The sequence below is a fragment of the Dietzia sp. CW19 genome, from assembly GCF_014145265.1.
Lineage (GTDB): Bacteria > Actinomycetota > Actinomycetes > Mycobacteriales > Mycobacteriaceae > Dietzia > Dietzia natronolimnaea.
This window is the reverse complement of sequence record NZ_JAALEE010000438.1, coordinates 1-2,173: the sequence shown is the minus strand read 5'-3', so window position 1 is coordinate 2,173 and position 2,173 is coordinate 1. Positions and strand designations below refer to the sequence as shown.

2 protein-coding genes are annotated in these 2,173 nt (G+C 71.1%); both read left to right on the top strand.

Features of this window, described 5'->3' with window-relative positions; translation table 11 throughout:
• The coding region (gene nuoF, locus G6021_RS12950) for an NADH-quinone oxidoreductase subunit NuoF (RefSeq protein ID WP_182641468.1) at nucleotides 1–1,142 on the top strand (1,142 nt) is incomplete at its 5' end.
• A partial coding sequence (locus G6021_RS12945) for a 2Fe-2S iron-sulfur cluster-binding protein (RefSeq protein WP_241736549.1) occupies nucleotides 1,139–2,173 on the top strand: 1,035 nt, incomplete at its 3' end. The genes nuoF and G6021_RS12945, both read left to right, overlap by 4 nt.

The window sequence follows — 2,173 nt, the reverse complement described above, 5'->3', positions numbered from 1 at the left end:
CGCAGGCCCCCGGCCCCGACGCCCCCGAGGACCCCGAGGCCTCCGACCCCGCCGCCAAGCCCCACTACCTGGTGGTCAACGCCGACGAGTCCGAGCCCGGGACCTGCAAGGACATGCCCCTCATGCTGGCCACGCCCCACGTGCTGATCGAGGGCATGGTGATCGCGGCGTACGCCATCCGGGCGTCCCACGCGTTCATCTACCTGCGCGGCGAGGTGGTACCGGTGCTCAGACGGCTGCAGACCGCGGTCGCCGAGGCGTACGAGGCCGGGTTCCTGGGGCGCGACATCCTGGGCAGCGGCTTCGACCTGGACATCGTGGTCCACGCGGGCGCCGGGGCCTACATCTGCGGTGAGGAGACCGCGCTCCTCGATTCCCTCGAGGGCCGTCGGGGGCAGCCCCGGCTCCGTCCCCCGTTCCCGGCCGTCGCCGGCCTCTACGCCTGTCCCACCGTGGTCAACAACGTCGAGTCCATCGCGAGCGTCCCGTCGATCCTCCACCACGGGCCCGAGTGGTTCCGCTCGATGGGCTCGGAGAAGTCCCCCGGCTTCACGCTGTACTCGCTGTCCGGCCACGTGGCCCGGCCCGGCCAGTACGAGGCGCCCCTCGGCATCACCCTGCGGGAACTGTTGGACCACGCCGGCGGCATCCGGGAGGGGCACACGCTCAAGTTCTGGACCCCCGGCGGTTCCTCCACCCCGATCCTCACCGACGCCCAGCTGGACATGCCCCTGGACTACGAGGGATGCGCGGCCGAGGGCTCCATGCTCGGCACCAAGGCGCTGCAGATCTTCGACGACACGACCTGCGTGGTGAGGGCCGTGCTGCGCTGGTCGGAGTTCTACGCCCACGAGTCCTGCGGCAAGTGCACACCCTGCCGGGAGGGCACGTTCTGGCTGGTGCAGATCATGCGCAGGCTCGAGGACGGCACCGCGACGGAGAGCGACCTGGACCGGCTGCTCGACATCTCGGACAACATCGTCGGCAAGTCGTTCTGCGCGCTCGGGGACGCCGCCGGCGCTCCCATCATGTCGTCCATCGCGCTCTTCCGGGACGAGTACCTGGCCCACATCCCCGACGGTTGTCCCTTCGATCACAGCCGCTCGACCGTCTTCGCCCGGACCGAGGAGGTGGCCCGATGACCCCCGACGACCGCGTGCCCAACAAGATCACCCCGCGCGCCGACGACACCGTCGCCGACCTGAAGCCCGACGGGGACGAGGACCTGGTCACCCTCACCGTGGACGGTCGCCGGGTCTCCGTGCCCGCCGGCACGCTGGTGATCCGCGCCGCCGAACGCCTCGGCGTTCAGATCCCGCGGTTCTGCGACCATCCGCTGCTCGAGCCGGCCGGCGCCTGCCGCCAGTGCATCGTCGAGGTCGAGGGCGCCCCCAAACCCGTGACCTCCTGCACCACCCCGGTCACCGAGGACATGGTGGTGCGCACCCAGTTCACCTCCGAGATCGCGGACAAGGCCCAACGCGGGGTCATGGAACTCCTGCTGATCAACCACCCGCTGGACTGCCCCGTCTGCGACAAGGGCGGTGAGTGTCCGCTCCAGAACCAGGCACTCTCCAGCGGCCACGGGCACTCCCGGTTCACCGAGGTCAAGCGCACGTTCCCCAAGCCCATCGCGATCTCGGCGCAGGTCCTGCTCGACCGCGAGCGGTGCGTGATGTGCGCCCGGTGCACCCGGTTCTCGGACCAGATCGCGGGCGACCCGTTCATCGACCTGATGGAACGGGGATCCCAGCAGCAGGTGGGCGTCTTCGGGGACGAGCCCTTCGAGTCCTACTTCTCCGGCAACACCGTCCAGATCTGCCCCGTCGGGGCGCTCACCGGTGCCGCCTACCGCTTCCGGGCGCGCCCGTTCGACCTGGTCTCGAGCCCCGGCGTCTGCGAGCACTGCGCCAGCGGCTGTGGGCAGCGGACGGACCACCGCCGCGGGAAGGTCCTGCGCAGGCTGGCCGGCGACGACCCGGACGTCAACGAGGAGTGGAACTGCGACAAGGGCCGGTGGGCCTTCGCCTACGCCACGCAACCCGACCGCCTCACCACCCCGATGATCCGCGGCCGGGACGGGGGCCTGGTCCCGGTCCCGTGGAGCACCGCGCTCGCCACGGCCGCCGCGGGGTTGTCCGCCGCACGCGGTCGCACGGGCGTCCTGACCGGC